The organism is Psychrobacter sp. JCM 18901 (assembly GCF_000586435.1).
Lineage (GTDB): Bacteria > Pseudomonadota > Gammaproteobacteria > Pseudomonadales > Moraxellaceae > Psychrobacter.
This window is the reverse complement of the sequence record NZ_BAWH01000026.1, coordinates 1-26,244: the sequence shown is the minus strand read 5'-3', so window position 1 is coordinate 26,244 and position 26,244 is coordinate 1. Positions and strand designations below refer to the sequence as shown.

The window sequence follows — 26,244 nt, the reverse complement described above, 5'->3', positions numbered from 1 at the left end:
TACACAAAATGTAGGATGCTCTCATCAGTTAGTAAAATAACCTCCTATAGTGGCACTTAAAACTTCAGCAATAGTTCTATCCAAGGCTTCTTAAGCTTGGAAAACTAACGTTTTGTACACCATGAAGTACATTGTGACTATTCCAATGTTTTAAAACGTTGATACCATTAGCTCACAGCTAAATATTCAAGTCCTCACTAGGGAACCGAACCAGTGAAGGAACCTGATTGGTTCGGTGTAGGTATATTTTAAAATGAATCCTTCTAGCATTACCGTTTCTACTAGCACGATTAATGACTCCTCTTTCAGAGAAGACTAACATGAGTAATATGCAACGATTGAAATCAGCACTGTTAAATAAAAGTAACGGTAAATGGTATCAGCGCGATAAGCTATACACAGGCATTATCTTCTTTGATAAACCTGACCATCAACTTGAAGCTTATGAGGTCAAAAATGGAGAGATTATCAGGCCTTATGTATCACCCTGTCAGAGAGGACTATCTTCGCCTATCCAAATAGATTCTACAGAGTTCTGTAATGAGATTGATGATATATATGGTTCTCGTGGAATACCACAACTCTATAAGAATAAGCTGTATCAAGGTATGTCTTATACCTTTGTAGAAGGTAGGTGCAACCTAGAGTTATATACTCACGAAGACGGCATATTCGAAAATCGAATTGACTGGAATACTCTTTCGTATGAACCAAAAGAATTTTTATTAAATTATTGCGATAATGGAGTGATGCACTCTTACGATGTACATTCAACTGAAATAAATTTCAATTATTATAGTTCTGTTTGCGGAGAAAACAATGATGAAAAGGTTGGCATAAGATACACTGAACTGTTGAACAGAATTAGCTATTTTGAAGTCGCAGGCAATACCTTAATCACAAAATCTTATATGGAAAGTCCTATATCTGTGCCTGACGTGTATAGAATATTGAGTAATTATAAGAGATTTATATTTGGCAAGTCTATACGATTAGATATAGATAAAAGCTTCATACAAGACTTATTCAATATATGGGTCAAAAATAACAGCTTTGAACATATTGAAAGCATGTCTCTTAATGGACTAGATGGCTTAGAGGATTTCGATTACTTTTTTTTAATAAACAAGTATTTGGAAAATTAAAAGAGGTTCGTTTAGATAAGATAACTTCAGCGAAGCAAATAAATCGACTCAAATACCACATGCCCGATACCAATATCGTAATACTGAATTATTAATTGTTTGAAGCACTAAAATTAAGTCATCTGTATTTTAAGGTAGTAATAAATTGATTTACCTAATTCTAGACGTACATTATAAAGAAGGCCAAGAAACCGACGCTGTTACAGCAACTGTTGCAGGTATCCGCTTCGAAGGCATTAAGCAATCACGTATTCTAAATGAATATACTGTAGAAGTTAATGACGTTGCGCCTTATGAGTCAGGTCAGTTCTATAAACGAGAAATGCCTTGCTTACTGGCTTTGACTAACCAGATTGACGAACCTTTTGATGTAATTATCATAGACGGCTATGTATTTCTGGATAGTGTTGGCAAAGCAGGATTAGGCAAATATCTGTATGATCACCTAGCTAATACAAAGCCCATCATCGGTATCGCTAAAAATCATTTTTATGACATTACAGAAGACTATGCCGTTTGGCGAGGGATAAGTAAGCGCCCTCTATATGTCACCAGTATTGGTATAAATATTACAACGGCGAAAAAGATGGTCAGTGAAATGGAAGGTGAACATCGAATACCTAAAATGGTCGCTGATGTAGATAAACTAGGCCGTGTCATAAGTTAGAACAGCTATACCTATTGAAAGAGTTTGGACTACAGCCAAACCCTAACTAGGGAACCGCTCTTCTTCCCATAACAGGTCTTATGACAAATAACTTTAATATCAACGATTGATCGAGCAAAAACCCACCGCAACTACCTATTTAACTAGGCAGCTTTGGTGGTTTTTTTAGGTTTTGGTAAAGGTGTTTTTGCATCACCAGTATGCTTGTCATCAGAGTCAGTGTGGTATGGCTCATCACTAACAACATCGTTATCAATCGTACTTATCGTTTTGGTGGCCTTATCGTATTGGATATCATCGGTATAAGGAACACTGTTTAGTTCGTCATCGACTAAACCATCGTCCAAATCCATTACCTTTTCAGGAGAGTTATACGGCTGCGTATGCTCATCAGTCGGCTGCTTTTCATAGTTGATGTCGGTGTTGGTCTGTGAATGTTGAGCATCAGCATGTTTAGATTCAGGCAAGATTCTGACATCAGACAAACGCCTTACCACGTAATTGCTTGGTATAGATTTGCCATTTTTTTGTGCAGAGGTATCATCAAATATCATGTGACCCTGACTATCGATACGCGCATATTTCATTGGCTTATCACGTGGCCAGAAAAAGTCAGACGGATGACTAATAATATGGCCAAACACCAGTTTTGTGAGGCGACTCCATTCAAAAAAAGCGAACTTCTTTAGAACGTAGGGCGACAAACAGTGCCAGTGAAAAGCTAACAATTAAGTTGACCAAACCAATAAGGCCACGCCAAGTATAGAAATTAGGATGAGGCTCCAGCTGATGTCATCAGCAGATATATTGAATAGTCCATGTGCCAAGTTTGCTGAAGCAAAGGCAATGTGACGAATATCAATTGGTAAGCCGAAGATATAGCCAATAGTTGCGGTACTACCTAAGAACACCCCGAATAAGAAGTTACCCATGATAGCGCCCAAGTTGGCCTCTATAAAGCCGCCTAAACGCTGAAGCCATGAGCTAGGCAGTATATATTTCAACAATCTGTGACGTTGTATACGCGCGCCTACGTTGTTATAAACTGCCAAGTTATCGTAATAACCGGCAATCAAACCAGATAAGAACAGGTAAACCCCAGCAATAGCAGCATGGGGCAGTGCTAATGAGTGGAACGGGTCGAGATCATGTAGCAAGTGTCCTGCTTTCTCAGTGTCAATCATTGGCGCACCAGTATATTGCAACCAAGCAAAAGATATAATCAAAGCGACGGGTACGGCTAACATGACGTTACATGATAGCGATAAACTGGGTACGCAAGATATCGACGACCAATTCTGATAGCTTAGTCAACTGATGCGATTTTTTTACCAGAGCCTTCAGAAATGGTAGAGGCAATCGCAGCTGCGGTCATGGCTGGCTGCTTGGTCGCGACTGTGCCGCGAATAACATGAATGAATACGAAACCCAACCCATAAATCATACTGTTGATGAACGCGCGACCCATGGGTGCGAGCGCTAAGTGGTACGCCAGTATTTTTATAGTTGCCATAAATGCAATGATAAAGCCACCAATAGAGGCTTTTTTTAAGCATCTTTTGATAGCCAGCTTTATCGGTACTAATATAATGCTCACCGACGCGGCTGGCATTTTCTGTGACTTTGCGAGAGAGCAGTTTGGTATTGTTATCAATCAAATAGCCAATACTATAGCGCTGATTGGCCGTAGTGATGAGCGCCTGTATCAGTTCGATAACAGCACGATCTCGCTTTTGATTATCGTCTGTGACCAGCTCAGTTAAAATCCGCATACGCTGCAAGCTTTGATCTAAACGCAGCATCATATTGGTCAAACGAATAGAAATACCGGTCTTATAAATCCGCTTGCGTACGGTAGCGACGATATCTTCGCACTGTTCAAGCATAACCAATAGAGGTGCGGGATCGACTGCTTGCTCAGGCGTAATATCTGTCAAGGTATCAAGTTCATGTGCTTGACGATATTGATTAACGAAGAGTACGGCTTCTTGATTTTGTGCAACAAAAGATGCGGAATAATTCAGTATCTGTGGATACGACTCCATCAAATCAGGATGCAAGCCGATACCGCTGATGCGATAAGACAAAATGATAATGGCGTTTAGAATACTGTTTTTTTGCAGTAGCGACTAGGTTTAAGTGTTTCTCTTCTACGCGCACCAGCTCAACCAGTTTGTCCCATTTTTCCTTTTCAATATTGGCAAGCCAGCGTTCATCAGAGCGTTTATTAAATAAGTAGCCCACCAATTCTACGACAGAGTCGTCTTGTGGTAATAATGGTAAAAACCGATGGCCAATCAACCGGCGTAAACTGTTAAAAAACCCTTGGTCGGACATAATACCAGTATCGGTATACAGCGCAATTTGTCGATATTGGATAATCAGTTTTAGCACAAAACTAGACAGCCCATCTCCATATTCTGGATGCTGATGTATGATATCAATAAGGGATTGAATTTTTTCGTTGGCCAATGCAGGTTCTTTATCACTGACTCGTAGCTCATCAATCAAGCGTTTGAGTACCGCAGGATCTGGCACGTCGCTCAAGGCAGTAATCTGTTGTAAAATGCGTTTTAATTCTGACACGTCGCACCCTTTATCATGGTTGTTTCAATCGTTTTTATTATTTAAGTCGGTATAAGTGGTTGAGTAATGTTTACCAATCGTTCAATTGTAGTCGAGCGACATCTTGTCTTGCGTTATTTTAATCGGAACTGCCAATTGATATTGAATTATTTTGTTAGCAGTTATTTTGACAAAAAAAAGGACAGTAACACGACTGTCCTTTTAATCAAGGTATTTTAGGTTAGTTTTAAAGCTAGCTTAGCTTGCAGGAACGTCGAAATAAGCAAGATCAAAGTTCATCATTGGGTCACTACCAGCTTTGACCATTTGTGCATGAGCATCGATACGCGGTAAGACACGACCAACGAAGTAATCCGCAAGCTTGGCTTTATTGGTATAAAACTCGCCTTCTTTGCCATTAGCGGCTTCTACCATCAACGCAAACATGTACGAGTAGGCGAGGTAGCCAAACGCATGCATGTAGTCAACCGCACAGCCATTGATTTCGTTTTTGCGTTCGCCAATGTTGTTAAGCACAGTGGTGGTTAGCTCTTCGATGGTATCTGCTGCATTCAACGTAGCTTGCTTGATAGCATGATCTGCTTGCATATTGTTAACGAAGTCACGAATCTCACCCAAGAAATGAGTGACGTACTTACCGTTGTTACGCGCAACCTTACGACCTAGTAAGTCAAGCGCTTGAATACCGTTGGTGCCTTCATAAATCTGCGCAATACGGGTATCACGAACGATCTGCTCCATACCCCATTCGCGGATATAGCCATGACCACCAAAGACTTGCTGACAATCAACAGTGGCTTCCAGCGCCTTATCAGTCAAAAATGCTTTAGCAACTGGTGTCAGTAGGGCAACACGAGCCGCAGCTGCTTTGGCTGACTCAGGATCGGTACTAAACTTCTCTTCATCAAGATTTTTGGCAACATACATCGCAAAACAGCGCGACGCTTCAGTGTTTACTTTGGCGTTCAATAGCATACGACGGACGTCAGCATGATGGATAATAGCATCAGCGGGTTTTTCTGGCTTTGTAGCTGTGTATCGCTACGGCCTTGACCACGGTCATTGGCATATAATGCTGCATTTTGATAGGCAAGCTCAGAGCCACCAAGCCTTGCAAGCCCATAGTGACACGCTCATAGTTCATCATGATAAACATTGATGATAGACCAGTGTTTTCCGCGCCAACCATCCAGCCTTTAGCATTATCAAAGTTCATGACACAAGTTGCAGAGGCTTTGATGCCCATTTTGTGTTCGATAGAGCCTACCGCTAATGTGTTGCGCTCGCCTAAGCTACCATCTGCATTGACCAAGAATTTTGGTACGACAAATAGCGAGATACCTTTTGAGCCTTCTGGTGCATTTGGTGTTTTTGCCAATACCAAATGAATGATGTTGTCAGTAAGGTCATGCTCACCACCAGTGATAAAGATTTTGGTACCAGAGATATCATAGCTACCATCATCATTAGGCACAGCTTTGGTTTTGATAATACCCAAATCAGTACCAGCATGCGGCTCCGTCAAGCACATGGTGCCAGCCCATTCGCCATTGTACATTTTTTCTAGATAAGTTTGCTTTTGCTCTTCAGAGCCAGCCGCATTTAAGCAAAGTGTCGCACCGACTGTTAGGTTTGGATACAGGGCAAATGACTGGTTGGCAGTAAAAACCATCTCTTCGGTGAGCATGGTAACCATTTTAGGGAAGCCCTGACCGCCGTATTCAGCATTACCGCTTAAGCCAACCCAGCCTGACTCAGCATATTGCTTATAGGCTTCTTTGAATCCTGTCGGAGTCGTGACGACGCCATCACCTTCGAAAGTTGCGCCTTCTTCATCACCGCTACGGTTAATAGGAAGTAGAATGTTTTTTGACAGTTTTCCCATTTCTTCTAAAATCATATCGACAGTTTCCATGTCGACATGAGCCAAGTTTTCGTTGTTTTGCCAAAACTCTGGCGCCTTGAATACGTCATTTAAGATAAAGCGCATGTCATTAAGAGGGGCATTATAAACAGCCATAAACATTCCTTTGGTTCAAATAATTAAAATTGAAGTTGTTAAGATTATCAACTGTTCTCTTGGTATAACCTTAGCGATTAATAATCAAAGTTTAACAAATAAGCTTGTGAGCGAGTGTATTTCTTCGTGAATTGTGCGTACACCAAAAGTTAGCAGCGGCTATTGAAGTGCTTATAGACACCTCACTGACAACTATAATGTGAGAAGGTAGATAGGTCGGTGCTTATAGATAGTTGCTACTGTTAAAACTATGTTGATAGTTGTCATAAGTATCTGCAAAACAAAGCGGCAACACACCGAAGTATATTGCCGCTCAAGATTATACGATAGCGAAGTTTAGCGCTTTAATTAAAAGGCAAACTGATCAACGTCCATGCTCATGTATGGCTCTACACCAGTGCTGATACGCTGTACGTGCGTAGTCGTACGTGGCAATAGCTTAGCAAAGTAGAACTGAGCCGTTTTAACTTTAGCATCATAGAATGCTTTTTCGCCAGTACCGTTTGCGATAGCAGTCTGAGCAACCAGTGCCATACGTGCCCATAAGTAGGCTAGGGTGACATAACCACTGAAATACATATAGTCTACTGCAGCGCCGCCGACAGCGTCTGGCGTTTCAGTTGCTTGCATGCCGATGCGTGCAGTTAAATCGCCCCATTCTTTAAGATGCTTGGCAAGTGGGCGAATGAACTGACCCATCTCGTCATTTTCTTTGTTTTCTTCACAGAATTCTTGGATAACGTTTACAAAGTTCGCAAGTAGCTTACCTTGTGAACCTAGGACTTTACGGCCTAACAAGTCAAGTGCTTGAATCTCTGTGGTACCTTCGTATAAGCAAGAAATGCGCGTATCACGTACGTTCTGCTCCATACCCCATTCACTAACGAAACCATGACCACCATAAACCTGAATACCATGGTTGGCAGCTTCCAGACCTGTTTCAGTCAAGAACGCTTTAGCAATTGGTGTCAGTAGTGACAACATTTGGTCAGCAAACTTCAACTCTTTGCCTTCGCCTTTTGCGACGGTATCTGCAAAGTGTGAGAGATAATAAACTAGCGCACGACCACCTTCAGCAAAGGCTTTTTCAGTCAATAGCATGTTACGAACCGCTGGATGTACGATGATAGGGTCAGCCGCTTTCTCTGGTGCTTTCGTACCTGATAGTGAACGCATCGCTAAGCGGTCTTTTGCATAAGTCAATGAACCTTGGAACGCATACTCTGCTGCAGTCAAACCTTGCACAGCAGTACCGATACGTGCCACGTTCATAAAGGTGAACATACACTGTAGCCACGGTTTTCAGGTCCAATCAAGTAACCCGTTGCGCCATCGAAGTTCATGACACAAGTTGCAGAAGCTTTGATACCCATTTTGTGTTCGATAGAGCCACAAACGACATTGTTGCTTTCGCCAACGCTACCATCCGCGTTTACCGTCATTTTAGGAACGATAAATAGTGAGATACCTTTGGTGCCAGCAGGTGCGCCTGGTAGACGAGCCAATACAATGTGGATAATGTTACCGGTTAGGTCATGCTCACCTGCAGAGATGAAAATCTTTTGACCCGTGATGCTATAGCTACCATCTTCTTTAGGCTCAGCTTTGGTACGGATAATACCTAAGTCAGAACCCGCATGCGCTTCAGTAAGACACATGGTGCCTGACCATTCACCAGTAACCATTTTTTTCTAAATAGGTTTGTTTTTGCTCGTCAGTACCATGATGCTCGATGGTTTGAATAGCACCATGTGATAGGCCAGGGTACATAGAGAATGACCAGTTAGCCGTACCAACATTTCATTGATGACAGTAGACAATGAGAACGGCATGTTTTGACCACCGAAATCTTCTTCAGCAGATAAAGCAGGGAAGCCAAGCTCACAATACGCGTCATAAGCTTCTTTAAAGCCTTTTGGCGTGGTGACCTTACCATTGTCAAACTTACAGCCTTCAGCATCACCGCTTTGGTTCAATGGTGACAGTTCGTTTTCAGCAAAGCTTGCAGCCATTTCAAACAGGCTGTCCATTAGCTCGCGGTCAGCTTCTTGGAACGCAGGCAAAGTTTTGTAGTGGCTTTCACTATCGAGTAGTTCATGCATAACGAATTGGATATCACGTAAGGGCGCTTTGTATTGCATAACTTCCTGTCCTTTTTGGAATGTAACCGATCATAGCCAATAATGAGCATATGGTCGCACTATCCTCTAGTGCGTTATTCTTACCTAGCCAATCTGAAAATCTAAATAAATGATAAACAGTAAAGCAAGTCAACCATGCTATCGATTACATAAAATAGTGTTGAAAAGAGTGGTGATTGTCAGAGTCAATGAGAGATTAAATGTGCTCTAACAAATTCACTATAAAAGATAGGCTTTCATAAGTGATTATACAAGTTTGGTGACAGGACTGATAAGTCATGAACCTATCTTGCATCGGTTATGCAATCGACGTTAGGCGCTAGGAAACAGCAGCATTAAGCATATGAAAAATTTAATGTTACTAAGACAGATAGTCCTTTATATGATTAGTATTAACATGAAAAAAACGACAGCCAAAAAAATAGCGTTCGCCATAAAGACAAACGCATCGGTATAAATTACAGCACTATTTGGTAGAACCGAGCATGTAAGTTATTTCACAGGTATAAACATGAAACATGCTCGTATGCTAGGAGTCTGAACATAGTAGTTTATGATTAATAGCGAATAGCTTAGCGTTTACTTAGAAGCATTTTGTTTAATCAGCATCGCAGTGGCGACATCAGCAGCCACGGGTTTGCTAAACCAATAGCCCTGACCAATTTTGCAACCCATATCTAACAACACATCGCGCTGCTGCTCAGTTTCGATACCTTCAGCAACGACCTGCATGTCTAAAGCGACTGCTAAGTCTAAAATGGCTTTTACAATTGCGTGTTGGGTACGATCAGTTTCAATATTGGAGATAAAGCTCTTATCGATTTTGATAAAATCAAATGGGTACTCTTGCAAGTAGCTCAATGATGCATAACCAGTACCGAAATCATCGAGCGCTAGACGTACGCCAAGCTCTCTAAGCGAGTTAAGCTGTTTTTTTACATTATCATGACGCTGAATCAAAGACGACTCGGTCACTTCGATATGCAATTGATGGGCAGCAACGCCATTCTCTGTAAGTAGTGTGCTCACCATATCGAAGAAGTCAGGGTGGCTAAATTCCGCGGCATCAGCGTTGATACAGACGTGTTGATGAAACCCTTGCTGTTGCCAAACGGAGAGTTGTTTGACAATTTTAATGGCCAGTTGCGAAAACAAATCAAAGGAGAGCTTGTGCGCGATAATGGCATTGATAAAATGAACGGGCTTGAGCAGTCCGCGAGTAGGGTGTTGCCAACGTACCAATGCTTCAAAGCCTGTGATAGCACCAGTCTCTAATGAGAACTTTGGCTGATAATAAGGAACGAATTGACCTTCAATGGTAGCAGTCCTAAGCTCAGATTCTAACTCTAAACTGCCAGCGGTAGCGCTTTCAATGGCCTCATCGTACCAACGTATATCATCGCCTCCATGCTGCTTGACATAGTCCAATGCTTTTTCTGCTTTGGTCAATAAACCCGTTACTTCGTTATCGTCTTTTGGAAAACAGCTCACACCCACAGAAATATGGTAATAGATATTTGCATCTGTCGCATGGCTCTTGTCAGTAGAGAAGGGACGCTCACACATTTGCATGAGTGTGTCTAGCTGATGACGTACCATATTGGCATCTTTAACTTCAAATAATAGCGCAAAATCATCACCCCCAAAGTGAGAAAAGGAGCGTAAATTATGCAGTTTGAGCTTTTCGACTCCTTCTGCAAAGTTTTTTATTAAATCATTGGCACCATCAGGCCTAATAGGCTGGCAAGATTGCGATAACGGTCAATGTTTAAGCGTACAAGGACAACCTCTTGGTAACTATCCAATAGCATGTCACTTGTCTGACTCAAAAATACCTTGCGGTTAGGGAGACCTGTGAGCTGATCATAGTTGAGTAAATGGGCGACCTGTTTTTGATCTTTAATAACTGCAGACATGTCACGCAGCATACCAATATGATAAGCCATTTGATCTATATAAATTCTGCGATAAGTAATATGACAGTCAATATTCTGTCCATAACGGTTGGCCATCGAAAAATCAAGTTCATAAAAACCATGTTCGTTTAAGTTTTTCTTGATATCTTTTAGAATTACTTGCTCTGCTTCTGATAAAAATTCAGCAGCATATATACCAAGTGGACGACCGATTAAAAACTCTTCTTTGTAGCCAATCAAAAGCTCATAGCTAGGATTGACAGATAAATAACGTAGATTTTCGTCTAGTATAAATATGGCATCTTCAAGCTGTTCACATAGCATACTCATCAACTGCTGCTTGATTGCTACTGGAATAGTGTCAAAATTGCTCATAATAGTGGCTCACAAAAGATAAGGGCTTATAAAAATAAGAACTGCATTATCAATTTATTAACATTGAGTTGGCGTCGCATTTTACTATGTACGACACAGAACAGACGTTATTTTTGACTATAAGCATAAAAGGTAAAAACTACGATAGTCATACTAGTACTTATCAGTTTTTACTAGGTGCTTAAGGCGTGTAAAGTAGCTAACGCTACTACTGGTGCAGTTTCGGTACGCAAGACCCTTGTGCCGATTTGCCAAGGCTTAAAGCCAACACTTTCTGCCTGCTGACATTCATCTTGACTCAGACCACCTTCAGGCCCGATCAACAGTTTGATATAAGGGGTCTGTTGTTTGAGAGTATCGGGTAAAGCGTTAGGCATAGCAGGCTGTCCTGCTGCTGGTACGCTCATCTGCATACACAGATCTGCAGCGTCTGCTAATACTTGGTAGTAAGGATCATGACTAAGCACAGAAACGATAGAACTGACAGCCATTTGCGCCTTCGTAATGTCAGTAGTCTTAGCATCAGAATTGGTATTGCTTAGCCATTCGTTGATAGATTGTGGCGCAAGAATAAGAGGTGGGCGATTAAGACCACATTGTTCACAAGCGGCGATCGCTACTTGTTGCCAGTGCGCCAGTTTCTTTTCAACTTGAGCAGGTTTCAATGTGACTTCGCATGGTGGCTGCTGAGCAACTGAATAGCAGTTACCCCAAGCTCAGTTGCTTTTTGAATAGCATAGTCCATACGCTCACCGCGGCTCATTACCAAACCAATCTGAGTGATAGTAGGCGGCGTACGATCGTCGTCTATATGTGTAAGCAAAGTAGCAGTGGCATTTTTTTTACTGATTGCCTGTAGCTCTACTGTATATTCGCCGCCAAATCCATCGAACAAGATCCCTTGATCACCAATACTTGCTCGTAGTACACGGCACCAGTGATGGACAACGCTATCTGGCAATTCGACATTGCTACCTAGCGGTAACTCACCCAATTTAGGCAGTGGTGAGGTATCAGTATTGTCGTTGTTAACGGCATAAAAAAACGTCGCACGTGGTCTTATTCCTATTATTTGATTGAGTATAGTTATTATTAGATCTATAGAATATCACTTGAGACAATTAATGACATTTGTTTTATGAGAATTTTTCTTAATAAAGATAATTATTTTTAGAGCAGTATTATTACACAGTGAAGAAATTTTTAAAAATCAAATAAGATAAAGTGTATGAATAAAACTGTAAAGGGTTATTGGTCAAAATTTTGACAATAAAAAAAACTGGCGCTCCTAAAAGCGCCAGTCATTAATAATGTATTTAGGAGTGATTAAGGGATATTCTAGAATGCTTACAAATTTAAGCAGTCAATCCCAAAGCTTCTACTAAGCGTTTGTTTGGCTCAACTTTGTTCATGCTATAAAAATGCATGGCAGGTACGCCCTCGGCAATCAAGCGTTCACACAAGCGATAAACCACATCAAAGCCAAACTCACGAATAGCCTTACGGTCATCACCAAAATCTGTCAGCTGTTTACGTACATAGCGCGGAATATCAGCGCCACAGCTATCAGCAAAACGCAAGAGATTGCTTGAATTGGTAATTGGCATGATACCAGCGACCAAAGGCTGAGCTACCGTGTCAATACCGCGTTTCTCTAACTTATCACGCAAGTACAGATAGCTGTCAGCGTTGTAGAAAAACTGGGTAATCGACGCATTGGCACCAGCTTGGTATTTATTTACCAAGTTATCAATGTCAAACTCAAAGCTCCGCGCTTGTGGGTGCATTTCAGGATAGGAAGCCACTTCGATATGGAAGTGATCACCTGAATGCTCACGAATGTACTTTACCAAATCTACCGCAAATGGTAGCTCACCCATGCCCACCTGACCTGATGGCAAGTCGCCGCGTAGCGCTACTAAGCGTCTAATACCTAAAGTCTTATAATACTCGAGCAATTCAGCGATTTCACTTTTGTCGTCGCCAATACAAGACATGTGCGGCGCGATTTCAGTGGTACCACGAGTACTTAGTGCCTGTACGATATCTAAGGTGCGGCTACGAGTTGAACCGCCCGCACCATAAGTCACCGAAAAATAAGCTGGTGACAACTTATTAAGCTCATCATAAGTGCTGAGAAGCTTTTCGTGACCTTGCTCGGTCTTCGCAGGAAAGAACTCAAAGGAGAAAGCAGGCTTACTCACAGTCAGGCTCCTTTTAGTATTTATAAGCGTCAGGCTTGAATGGACCTTCAACTGGCACACCCAAATACTCAGCTTGCTTTTGGGTCAGCTTGGTTAGCGTACCATTAAAGCCTGCAACCATCGCAGCGGCCACTTCTTCGTCTAACTTTTTAGGCAATACTTTTACGTATAGGTTGTCAGTACGTTGGTCAGCTGGCAAGTCAGCGAATTTTTCTTCGAACAGATACATTTGAGCCAATACTTGGTTGGCAAATGAGCCGTCCATCACGCGTGATGGGTGACCAGTTGCGTTACCTAGGTTTACTAGGCGACCTTCAGCAAGCAAGATTAGATAATCGTTTTCATCGTCTGAGCGGAAGATTTGATGAACTTGTGGCTTGATCTCAACCCAGCGCCAGTTATCACGCATAAACTGAGTGTCGATTTCGGTATCAAAGTGACCGATGTTACATACCACAGCACCAGGCTTAAGAGCTGCTAGCATATGTCTATCACAAACATGGTAGTTACCAGTGGTCGTGACGATCATGTCAGTGTCTTCAAGCAAACGCTTATTGATGTTGTCTGCGCCGCCAGTGTTGTCACCGTCAATGTATGGTGATAAGACTTCAAAGCCGTCCATACATGCCTGCATAGCACAAATAGGGTCAACTTCTGAAACACGTACGATCATGCCTTCTTGGCGTAAGCTTTGTGTAGAGCCTTTACCTACATCGCCATAACCGATAACCAAAGCGCGGCGACCAGCAAGGAACATATCGGTAGCGCGTTTGATAGCATCGTTTAAGCTATGACGCAGCCGTATTTGTTGTCGTTTTTAGACTTGGTAACTGCATCGTTGACGTTGATGGCTGGTACTTTAAGTGTACCTTTACCAAGCATCTCAACCAAGCGATGAACGCCAGTGGTGGTCTCTTCTGAAATACCGTGGATGTTATCAAGAAGCTCTGCATAATCGCTGTGAATCAAAGCAGTCAAATCACCGCCATCATCCAAGATTAAGTTAGCATCCCAAAGTTGGCCTGATGCTTCGCCGCCAACATGGACTTGCTGACGTAGGCACCATTCATACTCTTCTTCTGTTTCGCCTTTCCAAGCATAAACAGAGATACCAGCAGCAGCAATTGCAGCAGCAGCATGGTCTTGAGTTGAGAAGATATTACATGATGTCCAGCGTACTTCAGCACCAAGCGCGACTAGTGTCTCGATAAGTACGGCAGTCTGAATGGTCATGTGGATACAGCCAGCGATTTTTGCGCCTTTAAGCGGCTGGTCGGCTTCGTAGCGACGACGCAAGCCCATTAGGGCAGGCATTTCGGCTTCAGCAAGGGTGATTTCACGGCGGCCGTAATCAGCAAGGCTGATGTCAGCGACTTTATAGTCAGTGAAAGAGGGATCGATCGTATGGGCAGATGGTGTAGTAGACACTGCGTCCATAATATGCTCCTATCAGTGGTTAACGAATGATAAAAAGAATAAAAACGCAGGTGCCGTTGTTTGCGCTGTGAGCGACCAAAAATATGGACTCTCGACAGTTAACCGAGCCTAACATAATGATTGATTAGCATGGTTTTGGAGCCCAGATGCAATAATCAATCATTATGGCGCAACACCTCTCGGAGGGTGTCATTGTAATAGATGAGTGGTTAATTGTCACCTATTGACTGAGATAAATAGCTGACGGCGTAGGTAAACGAAACTTTAAGCAGTAATCTATAACCACAAAAAAGGCCACCTTTAGATGACCTTTTTGTATTTAGATATTTTTTTGATATTACTCAGCTAACATTAGTACCACTTGTAGGTTAAAGAGGTGAAATAACTCGTACCTTCTGTGGCATACTCATTACCGAATTGGCTTGCAAGGGTATAACCCTCATCAGTAATATTATCTACACGCAGGTTAGCACGTAGATTAGGTGTGATATAGGCGCTTCCACTCAAGTTGAGCAGTGTATAGCTATCAAGTTCATTGTTCTCAGTTGTCAGTCTATCATCACTATATTTCGCCTCTAAGCGCATATCAAACATAGGCTGCTGATATCCGATATAAACTAAACCACTGTTTTTAGGGCGGTAGGGAAGCTGTTGATCAAAGTTGGCATTAGTTCTGGTTTTGTTCTTCGCGTCTAAGTAGTCATACCCTAGACCAAATATAAAGGTGCTCATATTCCAGTCTGAGGTCAAACTCAAACCTTTGATTTTTGCTTCGCTAATGTTTGTACCACTTGCAATAAGGTCTTCTGCGTCTGTGTGATAGCCTGTCAATCTTGAAGTTTGCACACCGTTAGCGTATTCAACGAATACTTCAGTATTCTCAGTTCTTTCAGGCTTTAGGTTTGGATTGTTATCACCTGGGTAATATAAATCGTTAAAAGTTGGTGCGCGAAAGCCCGTGGCATAATTTGCACCGATGCGCATACCAGCTAACGGACGTATGGCTGCCCCTAAGTTGTACGTGCTTTCATTACCATATTGTGAGTTGTCATCTACACGATAGTTGGCTTGCAAGTCATAATAAGTATCCGCTAATTGATAACCTACAAAAGCACTCTTAACATCTCTATCGTCAGGGTCATAGGCAGTTTGTACCGCAGGATCAGGGAAGTTTGAAAAGTCTAAAACGTCTGAAGCATCTAATTTTTGTGATAACCATTCTGCACCCACAATGACGGTGCCAGGTTGCGCGTTAATACTAGTCTCTAAGCGTGCTTGCTCTTGAGTGGTATCAAACTGGCTACCATTGTCGTAACTGATAGAGTTGTTATCATGAGAGGTTGATTTATCAATACTTTGACCGTAGCTAAGTTTAGTCAGAGTTAATGGGGTTTTGTATTGTAGATAGGCATTAGCGCTACCGTTTTTTTGATCAGAGTAAGCGTAAGGAATGACTTTTCCGGCTGAATCAAACTCAGTCTTAGAGTCTGAATATAAGCCACTAATCCCTGCACTTAGTGCATTTGTGAGCTTGTGCTGCAGTGCCAAACTGACATTAGTGGATTCAAAGCCATCATCATCAGCGTTATAATCAAAAGAATTACGATTAGCAATTGCGTTAAAACCATCAGTTTCGTTTCGACTTACACCTAAGCTCATTGATGAAGTATCGTTTTTGAGTTGGCCTGTCACACCGACTTGATAGTGATTATTACTACCGTAACCAATGGTAGTAGAGACATTAGATTGGTCTACGCTATTGCCCTTAGTAAAAATTTGAATAACACCGCCCATCGCATCTGAGCCATAAAGACTTGATCCTGAAGCGCCATATAAAATCTCAATACGATCAATTTGATCCGCTGATAATAGATTTAGCGATGGGCTACCTAAAGATACTGAGCTGTAGCGAACCCCATCGATAAGCACCAACACCTGCTTGCTATCGTAACCACGCATATAAAAATTACTGGTTGTTCCCATGCCGCCGCTTTGCGTAATATTAATGCCAGGCTGATTTTTCAATACATCAGTAACTGTTTGACCCTGATAACGTTGTAGCTCTTCACTATTAATGACCCGAGTTTGAGCAATGACGTTACTCGTTTTAGTAGGCGTACGTGTGGCTGTCACGACAATTTCATCAAGCTCAACTTGTGGTAGGTTACTATCGTTGATGGAAGCGTTTTCAGAAATGGCTGCCATTGCAGTATTTACTGCAAGTAAGCCAAGCGCGCTCAAAATACTTAAACGAAGATAGGTACGTGAAGATGCACGTGATACAGACATAGTCGATTCCAAAGTAATCAAGTTAAAAATGCAGAAATGAGAGGTAACTATTATGACGTAAAAGGGGTCAAAAGTTACAAAAAAACAGTATATAAGCAAAACTGTGCTCATTATCTACAAATTAACTTGCTTTATAAACTACTTTAACCTAATTTTTATTCAGGGTAGGCTGAATGTTATTCAGGTTAGCTTGCTAAATAGTCTATTAAAAATTAATTTACCTAAATATTTTATGAGCATCTTCTTAGTTTTATAAGAGAAAGCTGTCTTAATAAATACTTATTATTAGAAATGCACATAGAGTAAAAAATCAAATACCAATACAGTTAGCTACAAAATTGCGTAATCAAAAGTACTGCTGTCATAAATAATTGTTACTATAGTATGGACATCACCTGTCATTTATCATGCCATTTTTAAACTAAGAGGTTTGTTTTGTCTATCAAGCATAATCTGACTCCCAGTCCTTTGCCTAATTTATTCTCTGCTATTACTAAAATGCCAATTATAGTCGCAATGCTATTATTGACTATGCTGTTGAGCATTGCCTTGCCAAATAATGCTTATGCTGTCGAGGCTGGTGCGCTTGGAGTGGGTAATGACAGTAGTGGAGAGACAGTAAGTACGCCATTGCCTGATTCGTTTGGCCGAGATACGCCGCGTCATACGGTACAAGGGTTTATCAGTGCGCTGGGTGAAAATGATTATTTGCTGGCAAGTAATTATCTCAACTTATCAAAGTCCGATAACCCAACGACCGTTGTGCGACAGTTTAAACAGGCACTAGATGCAGGTGGGCGTTTTCAGCCGGATCTACAGATTAGTAACTCACCTGAGGGTAATCTAACTGACCAGCTGCCACCTAGCCAAGAAAATGTCGGTGTGATTAATATCGGAGAGCGAAGTGTTCCGTTACTACTCGAAAGGGTGGTCTCAAAACAGAATGAGCAATATTGGCAGTTCTCTAGCGATACGTTGACCTCAGTACCAGAAGTGATAGAAAATACTGAGCCGACCTTAGTATCGCGCTACACGGTTGATTCTTTAGATGGTAAAAAGCTTTTCGGCTATCAGCTAGCTGATTTGGTTGCCGCGCTCACCATGATTGTGACTAGCTTTGTACTTACTTATGTCGCGGTATGGTTGCTATACCACTTATTAAGGATTGTTTATCCGTATTTGCGTGGTACGCCATTGCCGTTACCTAACAAAGTAATATTGCCACTCTCTGTGGTCATTATGGCATTGATACTATCAGAAGTGATGGTTTATGCAGGCGTATCGGTGACACTACGTGAGCCAGTCAATCGCTTTACGGATATAGCCTCTTGGTTGGCGCTGACTTGGCTACTATTACGAGTGATCGATGCGATATTTACTCGAGCGGTAAATCTAAGCTACAAGAAAAACTATACTGAGCGTGTCTCAATTTTGGGACTGCTGCGCAAGGTTGTCAAAGCGCTATTACTGATATTTGCAGTGATTGTTATTTTTGGCAATTTGGGTTTTGATTTGACCACTGGTATTGCGGCACTGGGTGTGGGTGGTTTGGCGTTAGCTCTTGGTGCGCAAAAGACGATCGAAAACCTAGTTGGTAGTGTTGTAGTGGTGGCAGATTCACCTGTGCGTATCGGTGACTATTGTAAGTTTGGTACTTACGAAGGCACAGTTATTGATATTGGTATTCGCTCATCACGCGTACGGACCTTGTCGCGGACGATTGTTACGGTACCAAATGGTGATTTTTCATCGATGCAGATCGAAAACTTTACCTCTCGCGATATGTTTCGTTTTTTTCCATTACTTATATATTAAGCGTACCGCTGATCTTGACGTAATATTCAAAATGGTTAATGACTTGGATGAATTTATAAAAGAGCATGATTTGACCAATCAAGAATGGAATCAGGTCAATATTTTGGAGCTGCGCCAAGATTGCTATGTTATTCAGTTGCAAGCTTATGTGAATGCTATTGGTATCATTGAGTTCTATGACAAACAAAACGCTTTGTTTGTCGATATATTAAAGAAAGTCGCGAAATATAAAGTAGAACATGCATTGCCGACTCAGCAGTTGATTGTTAATCAAACGGAGCTTGAACATCATGTGGGAAGTAGCACTGATGACTCAGCAGAAGGAGATGAATCAGACAACAGTAGTAACTCTGCTAATAATGAAGTGTCTGATAACAAGGAAGTAAACACAAGCGTATACAGGAAAGATTACAACGACGATGGCGTTGATATTCGTAAAGATAGTGACAAGGCTAAAAATGATGTTGCAAGTCACCACAAATTCTCTATGGCGACCGTCAGCAGAAGTGGTGCGCTTAAGGCACTAAAGCATAAAAGTCATATGCTAAGAAAAAGTAAGTTTAAGCACACTAAAAACAAGTCTGGCTTCTCTATATGGAACCAGCCTTAAAAGAGACTCTTTGCTCACGAATGGTAATGAATAACACTAGCTCAGTTTTTGCTCTATTAGTTATAAAGGTACTGCGGTTTTATCACGTAATGAGCCGTAGTACGACCAAAGCAATAGGCTGGCAGCACTGCGATGAGGTGACCAGTGCTGAGTTAGATCTTTAAGCTGCTTGGGTGTTGGGCGCTCTGCTAAGCCTAACAACTCCATGGCTGCAACTTTAATGGCCAAATCATCGACAGCGAGTATGTCTGTACGTTTTAGCGAAAATAGTAAATACATCTCAGCTGTCCAACGTCCAATCCCTGTCACAGCTGTCAAGGTTGTTATGACCTCTTCATTTGGCAAAGTTTCTAAGGCTGCAAAGTCTATATCATGATCCACTAATGAACGCACATAACGAGTTTTTTGCTTAGACAATCCTTGTGTCTTCAAAGTATCATCTGTCGCCTCGCGTATAGCTTGCGGAGTGATTAATTCTGCATCAACCAACCGTTTCCAAATGCTGGCAGCGGCGGCAACTGATAACTGCTGACCGACCATCGCTCTCATCAACTGCTCAAACCCACCTGCATTATGCCTAAGGTTAGGTGTACCGACCTGCTTATGGACAGGAGCAAACCTTGGTTCAATGGCAATCAGCGCAGCAATCTGCTGTTCTAGTTCGTTAATGTTTTCAATAGTCTGTATATTCATAGTGATTTCGCTTTGCTAATTAGAAGGTGCTCAAGTCTATATATTAATAAAAGGTGAGAAGCTCACATTAAATGGAATGTACATGAAAGAGAGTATTCATTAAAGGAAACATCGTTATAGTCTACGTCTAAACCATGGATGATTGATAAAAAAAGGACTGCAAATAAGCAGTCCTTTTTATATAGTACCGTATCACTAACAATAGACCTATTCGCCATCTGCTTTAGGTTTTTTAAGTAGTACTAGTACAGCACCGTTACCACCATCTTTTGGTGGCGCAGAACAAAATGCCAGTACTTCTGGCAATTGACGTAACCAGCCATTGATACAAGTTTTTAGAATCGCTTCGCTACCTTTACCATGGACGATTTTTACCATGGTTTCGTTTTTCTGCTTGGCTTGGCTCAATAGTTGAGTCATCGCTTCGCGAGCTTCTTCTATTGTACAGCATGGATATCTACCGCATCATACCAACGCAGCTTGCCTTTTTTTGAGCTGATCAAAGATTTTATTTTGCAGTGTAGGCTGCTTATAAGACAAATAAGCTTCAGCAGCAACAGGGTTCAGTAGTGCTTGCATATCTGACAAGCCTGCGCCTAAATCACTGGCTTCACTACCTTGAGCCGCCGCACGTTTTGATAGTGTCGCTGCATCAGGCTTACCTGCTTTAGTTGCGCTGGCAGGTGAGCGGACATTTTTGTCTTCTAGCTGATTGACACCATGCATGGCTTGCATAAACAGAACTTTATCGTCATCGATGTGTTCACTATCTAGCTGCTTGACTGTCTTTTTTTACTTGCTTTTGAGTCGGTAGCGACACTGGCTCAGTCGGCTTTTGATTCTCACCTTCAGGTGAATTGGTATCACGGCCCTTGCTCAGCTGGCCTTTAAGTTCTTTGAGCTGGTCTTGCATTTCTTTTGAAAACAGAGAGTTTGACATAAAAGTTAACGTATCGTTGATTGATGAATGGTTGATTGAACTATGTATATAGCGCAGACATTGTTCAAGCTATTAGTATATATTTAAGCATAAATTATTGAGTTACTTTACCCGTCTGCTGCGACGCCCGCAAGTAAGGATTGTAACGCTTGTCCAGGATGATCAGTTTTCATAAATTGCTCACCGATTAAAAAGTGCTGAATATCATTACTTAGCATAAGGCGAATATCATCACTGCTATGAATACCACTCTCGGTCACGATAAGTGGTTTTTGTTCAGCGCTATCAGTAGCGAGTGCGTCGTTTAAAATATTCTTAAGATCAAGCGTGGTTTGCAGGTCCACATCGAAGGTATTTAAATCACGGTTATTGATACCGTAGATATTGTGCTCTGAGCGTGGCAACTGTAGCGCACGCTCAAGCTCAGATTGGGTATGCACTTCTATTAATACGTCCATACCAAGCTCAATACTAAGTGCATGTAGCTCTTGTACTTGCGCATCATCTAGGCAAGCCACAATGAGGAGGATGCAGTCAGCGCCCATTAGGTAAGATTGATAGATTTGATAGACATCAATCATAAAGTCTTTACGTAATATCGGTAAGCTTGAGGTATTAGCTGCTTGAATAAGATAGATGTCATCGCCCTGAAAGTAATCACGGTCGGTCAATACAGACAGACAACTAGCGCCTGCTTGCTCATACTGCTGCGCAAATAGAGCAGGGGTAAAGTTATGATTGATAATGCCTTTAGACGGTGAGGCTTTTTTAATCTCAGCAATGATACCGATACCATTTTCTTTAGTGCCAGCAGCACGTAATGCCGCGGCAAAACCTCGACGCGGTTTATCATCAGCTGCGACCTGTGCTTTCAAGTCCTCTAGAGACAATGCTTCGCGAGCGGCTTTTACTTCTTCTACTTTGGTGGCGACAATGCGCTGTAGCACTGATGGTATGTCTGAATGGGTTTTGGTCATACTGGTATCCGAATATCGTTAAATGTAAATATAGTCAGAGAGCTATTAATAACTACTAAATGACTACGGCGTTGCCCTTCTTAGATGTACGACTTGTACAATCTGTGGTTGGCTGCCTTGTATCCGTTTTAGGTTTCTTTGACTATAGACAGTATATGAGTGTTTATAAGTTAACCTTGAGCGACTAGCTGTTGGGTATAGTTGGCTAAAGACTCAAGTTTGAGTAAAGCATCACCATTTTGAATGATTTTTTTGTGCTCGGCTAACACCGTTAGGGTAGTTGCTGGCAAGTCCTGCAGTGTATATCGCGGCACCTGCATTTAGCGCAATCATATCACGTGCTTTAAGTACGGCACGGTCATGAGTGTCGGCTCCAGATAGTGCAGCACGAATCAACTCAAGGCTTTGTGCTGGAGAGTCGACATCGAGGCCAATAAGAGTTTGTGACTCGATACCCGCATCTTCTGGCATCATGTCATAGACTGATATCTCGCCATCTTTTAGCTCAGCGACTGTGGTCGAAGTCGCAAGACTGATTTCATCAAGACCATCTTTTGCGCCTACTACCATGACATGACGTGCGCCTAAGTTTTTCATCACCTTAGCAATCGGCTCACATAACTGCGCGGTAAACACACCGATGACTAAGTTTGGCGTGCCAGCAGGGTTGGTCAATGGGCCCAAAATATTAAAGATGGTACGTGCTTTTAATTCACGGCGTACAGGGTTGGCATAACGCATGGCGCTGTGATGATTGGGTGCAAATAAAAACCCGATACCTTGGTTTTCGATACAGTCTTTCGCCTGCTTTGGCGTGAGCGCAAGACTGATACCTGCTTGCTCAAGTAAGTCTGAACTACCAGATTTGGTCGAGACGCCGCGATTGCCGTGCTTAGCAACTTGTGCACCAGCTGCCGCAACAACCAATGCCGATGCAGTTGAGACATTGAACAAGTTAGCACCATCGCCGCCAGTACCAACGATATCTACCAAGTAATCGCAGTTCTTTGGTTCAATGTTGGCGGCTAGTGCACGCATGGCGCTGGCTGATGCAGTAATCTCGTCAATGGATTCGCCTTTCATGCGTAGGCCTGTCAAGATAGCGCCCATCATAGCGTCGCTGCATCTACCTTGCATGATGATGAGCATCACTTGATACATCTCGTCAAAGGTTAAATCGATGTGTTGAAATATTCTACCCAAAGCTGTGGTTAGCAATTGATGCGTTTGCTCGTCAGACAATTTTGTAATACTCTCTGGCGTGTGCGTTTCTTCTATTTTTGTCGTACTCATTGTGGTCTCGCTTACTATTATTTTTTATATGAATCTGCGTGGAATTTGGCATGGGCTCATGAAAGCAGCATTTTTTACCAAAGTGCTTTTAGGCAAATCTAGCCAACTTGTGGTAGCTCATCGGATGTCAGGGTAGCCAAGCCGTGAGTCTGTAAAAAGTTATTAAGCAATTGGTAACCTGCTTCGCTCAATATCGACTCAGGATGAAACTGAACACCTTCTACAGCAAACTCCTTATGGCGGATACCCATGATTTCCTCAATACTACCATCGGCATTTTGTGTCCATGCGGTAAGTTCAAAGCAGTCTGGTAGGCTTGTCTTGTCAATGACGAGCGAATGATAACGCGTAACCTGTGACGGGTTAGGTAATCCATCAAACACACCTTGCTCGTTGTGATAGATAGCTGATAAACGGCCATGCATGACTTCGCCGGCTTTGACTACTTGACCGCCAAAGGCTTGACCGATAGCTTGATGACCCAAGCAAATACCCAGTATAGGAATAATTCCTTTAAATGTCTCAATGGCTTGCAGCGAAATACCTGCACGGTCAGGATCGCACGGACCTGGGCCAATCACAATCACATCAGGTGCAAGGGTTTTAATCTGCTCAATGCTGACCTGATCATTACGCCAGACAGTGATGTCCTGCTTTAGCTCACCGAAGTACTGTACGATATTGTACGTAAAGCTATCGTAATTATCGATCATCAAAATCATTAAGGCTTCAACTTATCAGTTTTATTATATTTTTAACATGAAATTTGTTCTCACTGTTATCGAGTCACTTGATTGCCGAACACAAGCAGCTCTGACTATAACAGAGGAGGTTATTGCGCGCGGTTATCTTACCACTATTTTGTTTTCTATCAAATGTAGGGTACGGGCTATCTAAGTAAGCACCAAGTAAAAACATATTTTTTTATTATTTTTTTTGACGCATAAAATGATGTAGTCAGAGACAATGTTATAAATTCAGCTATTAACATTGCACTATAAAATAGCATTTCAATAATAAATATATTTGTATTTGCACCAATTAAGTGCCTTTGGTTCTCAACTGGTGCTCTAATTAAGTGCTATTCTAAAAATTAATTTGATGGGAATTAATGAATATATAACGATATTAATCGTATAAATCACTGTAAATATTGATAATTAAATCTATCTATAACTATATCTGTTATCAGAGTGGCAATACATTGGCATAGCCTTTGCATTATTGCTGTTATGATTATTTTTAAAGCCAAGAAATTGGTCTAAAAATAATTATTAACAAGAGCCCGAAGAGTTCAGCATTATGAGTTGTATATTGCTAGAATGTCGTTAGGATTGAATTGGCGTATGTTGGACCATGTGCACAAATATTGGTCTGATTAAGTAAACGCTTTAGATGAGCATCTTGACTAATACGCAAAATAGTGCTGATAATAAGCATAATATCGAATGCGCTGTTTTAGTATTGAGAGCACATCTGACATTCTTGGACAAGAACATCATATTAATAATTTTAAATCGCAATTACGTGATCAACACAACGGAGACTATTCATGTCGAATAAACTATTAGATCTTATCCAATCCTCTAATGCTAAATGGGTTGATTTTCGCTTTACTGATACACGCGGCAAAGAGCAGCACATCAGCTTCCCAGCGCATACCGTTGATGAAGATGTCATGGAAGACGGCAAAATGTTTGATGGCTCATCAATCGCTGGTTGGAAAGGTATCGAAGCGTCAGATATGATCTTGCGTCCTGATCCAGAAACTGCTTTTGTTGACCCGTTCTTTGACGCGGTGACTGTGGTAGTGACTTGCGATATCATCGAGCCATCAACGCTACAAGGTTATGACCGTGACCCACGTTCTATCGCACGTCGCGCTGAAGAGTATTTAAAGTCTACTGGTATCGGTGATACTGCTTATTTCGGTCCAGAGCCTGAATTCTTTGTATTTGACGATGTTAAATGGTCAGTCGATATGTCTGGCGTTAGTCATAAGATCACGGCTGAAGAAGCAGCATGGTCGACTAACGAGACTTACGAGTGGGGCAACATGGCGCATCGCCCACGTGTGAAAGGCGGCTATTTCCCAGTACCACCAATCGATAGCTCACATGATATGCGTGCTGTTATGTGTGAACGCATCGAAGAAATCGTTGGTGAAGGTTCGGTTGAAGTTCATCACCATGAAGTAGCGTCTTGCCAGTCTGAGATCGGTGTTGCATTCAACACGATGGTACGTAAAGCGGATGAAGTTCAGCAATTGAAATATGTTGTTCATAACGTTGCGCATCAGTTTGGCAAAACAGCGACCTTTATGCCTAAGCCAATCGTTGGTGATAACGGTTCAGGTATGCACGTACATATGTCAATCTCAAAAGACGGCGTAAACACATTCTCTGGTGATGAGTATGCTGGTCTGTCTGAAACAGCATTGTATTTCATTGGCGGTATTATCAAGCATGCTCGTGCGTTGAATGCGATTACTAACCCATCAACGAACAGCTATAAGCGTCTAGTACCACATTATGAAGCGCCTATCAAACTTGCTTATTCAGCATCTAACCGTTCAGCATCTATCCGTATTCCACACGTAAGCAGTCCGAAAGCGGTACGTGTAGAAGCACGTTTCCCTGATCCAACGGCTAACCCATACCTAGCGTTTGCTGCATTGTTGATGGCCGGCCTTGACGGTATCCAAAACAAAATGCATCCAGGCGAAGCTGCGGACAAAAACTTGTATGACTTGCCACCAGAAGAAGAAGCACAAATCCCAACGGTTGCAGAGAGCTTAGACGTTGCACTACAAGCATTGCGTGACGATCATGACTTCTTATTAAAAGGTGATGTCTTCACTGAAGACATGCTAGAAGCGTTTATTGCTTTGAAAGAAGAAGAAGTACAACGTTTGAACGTAACTGTACACCCTGTCGAATTTGACATGTACTACAGCTGCTAATTAGTCGCTAAAGCACTCATTTATTTTGAGTCACAAAACCAGCTAAGGTTAACTTGGCTGGTTTTTTATGCGTATTAATAAAGTGTATCAGTCCAATTGCTGAATTTTCTTTGAAATCGCTACTGATTTCATGTCAAAACTCACGCATAATAGTTTTATAAAATTATATTAATA

10 protein-coding genes and 8 pseudogenes are annotated in these 26,244 nt (G+C 41.8%); 4 read left to right on the top strand and 14 right to left on the bottom strand.

The genetic code is table 11. The annotated features are described in order from the left end of the window. The first annotated feature begins 320 nt into the window (after nt 1–320). On the top strand, nt 321–1,145 hold the full coding sequence (locus tag TT11_RS15055) for a hypothetical protein (RefSeq protein ID WP_261871026.1): 825 nt from the start codon (nt 321–323) through the stop codon (nt 1,143–1,145). 145 nt (nt 1,146–1,290) lie between these two features. Then, nucleotides 1,291–1,812: an endonuclease V gene (locus TT11_RS15050; RefSeq protein ID WP_261871025.1), complete on the top strand. Its 522-nt coding sequence runs from the start codon at nt 1,291–1,293 to the stop codon at nt 1,810–1,812. A 139-nt stretch (nt 1,813–1,951) separates the two neighbouring features. On the opposite strand, the pseudogene TT11_RS17525 reads toward TT11_RS15050, so the two are convergent. The 9 genes and pseudogenes from TT11_RS17525 to TT11_RS14985 all read right to left on the bottom strand — a co-directional run bounded on the left by TT11_RS17525 (nt 1,952) and on the right by TT11_RS14985 (nt 16,780). Continuing rightward, nucleotides 1,952–4,398: pseudogene (locus TT11_RS17525) on the bottom strand (site-specific recombinase). A 237-nt stretch (nt 4,399–4,635) separates the two neighbouring features. Then, nucleotides 4,636–6,418 (bottom strand): annotated as a pseudogene (locus TT11_RS15020) (acyl-CoA dehydrogenase C-terminal domain-containing protein). A gap of 348 nt (nt 6,419–6,766) precedes the next feature. Further along, a pseudogene (locus tag TT11_RS15015) lies at nt 6,767–8,559 on the bottom strand (acyl-CoA dehydrogenase C-terminal domain-containing protein). A gap of 579 nt (nt 8,560–9,138) precedes the next feature. Continuing rightward, nucleotides 9,139–10,158 (bottom strand): bifunctional diguanylate cyclase/phosphodiesterase, encoded by a 1,020-nt coding sequence (locus TT11_RS15010; RefSeq protein ID WP_261871021.1) that lies wholly within the window; start codon nt 10,156–10,158, stop codon nt 9,139–9,141. A gap of 110 nt (nt 10,159–10,268) precedes the next feature. Continuing rightward, entirely contained in the window at nt 10,269–10,850 is a 582-nt protein-coding gene (locus TT11_RS15005; RefSeq protein ID WP_261871020.1) for a PAS domain S-box protein, read from the bottom strand. A gap of 173 nt (nt 10,851–11,023) precedes the next feature. Further along, a pseudogene (locus tag TT11_RS15000) lies at nt 11,024–11,853 on the bottom strand (16S rRNA (uracil(1498)-N(3))-methyltransferase). Nucleotides 11,854–12,205: 352 nt separating this feature from the next. Further along, on the bottom strand, nt 12,206–13,054 hold the full coding sequence (metF, locus tag TT11_RS14995; protein WP_057760372.1) for a methylenetetrahydrofolate reductase [NAD(P)H]: 849 nt from the start codon (nt 13,052–13,054) through the stop codon (nt 12,206–12,208). A 13-nt stretch (nt 13,055–13,067) separates the two neighbouring features. Next, nucleotides 13,068–14,491, bottom strand: a pseudogene (gene ahcY, locus TT11_RS14990) (adenosylhomocysteinase). A gap of 351 nt (nt 14,492–14,842) precedes the next feature. Then, entirely contained in the window at nt 14,843–16,780 is a 1,938-nt protein-coding gene (locus tag TT11_RS14985) for a TonB-dependent receptor domain-containing protein (RefSeq protein ID WP_261871019.1), read from the bottom strand. Nucleotides 16,781–17,278: 498 nt separating this feature from the next. Here TT11_RS14985 and TT11_RS14980 point away from each other — a divergent pair. Beyond that, a pseudogene (locus TT11_RS14980) lies at nt 17,279–19,205 on the top strand (mechanosensitive ion channel family protein). 60 nt (nt 19,206–19,265) lie between these two features. Here TT11_RS14980 and TT11_RS14970 read toward each other — a convergent pair. The 5 genes and pseudogenes from TT11_RS14970 to TT11_RS14950 form a co-directional block, all read right to left on the bottom strand. Continuing rightward, nucleotides 19,266–19,898 (bottom strand): DNA-3-methyladenine glycosylase, encoded by a 633-nt coding sequence (locus TT11_RS14970; RefSeq protein ID WP_261871016.1) that lies wholly within the window; start codon nt 19,896–19,898, stop codon nt 19,266–19,268. Nucleotides 19,899–20,105: 207 nt separating this feature from the next. After that, nucleotides 20,106–20,838 (bottom strand): annotated as a pseudogene (locus TT11_RS14965) (Smr/MutS family protein). Nucleotides 20,839–20,945: 107 nt separating this feature from the next. Further along, nucleotides 20,946–21,815, bottom strand: a complete 870-nt coding sequence (gene trpC, locus TT11_RS14960) for an indole-3-glycerol phosphate synthase TrpC (RefSeq protein WP_261871015.1) — start codon at nt 21,813–21,815, stop codon at nt 20,946–20,948. A gap of 170 nt (nt 21,816–21,985) precedes the next feature. Next, nucleotides 21,986–23,108 (bottom strand): annotated as a pseudogene (trpD, locus tag TT11_RS14955) (anthranilate phosphoribosyltransferase). Nucleotides 23,109–23,206: 98 nt separating this feature from the next. Further along, complete coding sequence (locus TT11_RS14950; protein ID WP_261871014.1) at nt 23,207–23,830, bottom strand: aminodeoxychorismate/anthranilate synthase component II; 624 nt, start codon at nt 23,828–23,830, stop codon at nt 23,207–23,209. A gap of 830 nt (nt 23,831–24,660) precedes the next feature. On the opposite strand from TT11_RS14950, the gene glnA reads away from it, so the two are divergent. After that, nucleotides 24,661–26,070, top strand: coding sequence for a type I glutamate--ammonia ligase (gene glnA / locus TT11_RS14945; protein ID WP_057760355.1), 1,410 nt, complete (start codon nt 24,661–24,663; stop codon nt 26,068–26,070). The last annotated feature ends 174 nt before the right edge of the window (nt 26,071–26,244 follow it).

Excerpts from the sequence above, each read along its gene's own strand:
- TT11_RS15055 (WP_261871026.1), top strand. The coding sequence starts at position 321 with ATGAGTAATATGCAACGATTGAAATCAGCACTGTTAAATAAAAGTAAC.
- TT11_RS15010 (WP_261871021.1), bottom strand. The coding sequence starts at position 10,158 with ATGGTACGTCATCAGCTAGACACACTCATGCAAATGTGTGAGCGTCCC.
- TT11_RS15005 (WP_261871020.1), bottom strand. The coding sequence starts at position 10,850 with ATGAGCAATTTTGACACTATTCCAGTAGCAATCAAGCAGCAGTTGATG.
- TT11_RS14985 (WP_261871019.1), bottom strand. The coding sequence starts at position 16,780 with ATGTCTGTATCACGTGCATCTTCACGTACCTATCTTCGTTTAAGTATT.
- TT11_RS14970 (WP_261871016.1), bottom strand. The coding sequence starts at position 19,898 with ATGAATATACAGACTATTGAAAACATTAACGAACTAGAACAGCAGATT.
- trpC (WP_261871015.1), bottom strand. The coding sequence starts at position 21,815 with ATGACCAAAACCCATTCAGACATACCATCAGTGCTACAGCGCATTGTC.
- TT11_RS14950 (WP_261871014.1), bottom strand. The coding sequence starts at position 23,830 with ATGATTTTGATGATCGATAATTACGATAGCTTTACGTACAATATCGTA.
- glnA (WP_057760355.1), top strand. The coding sequence starts at position 24,661 with ATGTCGAATAAACTATTAGATCTTATCCAATCCTCTAATGCTAAATGG.